The organism is Filibacter tadaridae, from assembly GCF_900609045.1.
Taxonomy (GTDB): Bacteria; Bacillota; Bacilli; order Bacillales_A; family Planococcaceae; genus Sporosarcina; species Sporosarcina tadaridae.
Map to the genome: position 1 here is coordinate 1 of NZ_UXAV01000038.1, position 235 is coordinate 235.

General features: G+C 46.4%; 2 rRNA genes. Both read right to left on the bottom strand.

Annotation, left to right across the window (positions count from 1 at the left end):
• A 5S ribosomal RNA gene (gene rrf, locus FILTAD_RS16285) occupies positions 1–54 on the bottom strand; the annotation flags it as partial.
• An 81-nt stretch (positions 55–135) separates the two neighbouring features.
• Positions 136–235, bottom strand: a 23S ribosomal RNA gene (locus FILTAD_RS07885); the annotation flags it as partial.

Consider the following 235-nt stretch of genomic DNA (forward strand, 5'->3'; position numbering starts at 1 on the left):
AACTTCCGTGTTCGGTATGGGAACGGGTGTGACCTCTTCGCAATCGTCACCAGACTATTTTGAGCTTGTTCGCTCAAAACCGGATAAAACAAACATTGTGTACGTACATCAGAGCCAACCATGCTCTTTTTAAATATGGTTAAGTCCTCGACCGATTAGTATTCGTCAGCTCCACACGTCGCCGTGCTTCCACCCCGAACCTATCAACCTCATCTTCTTTGAGGGGTCTTACTTA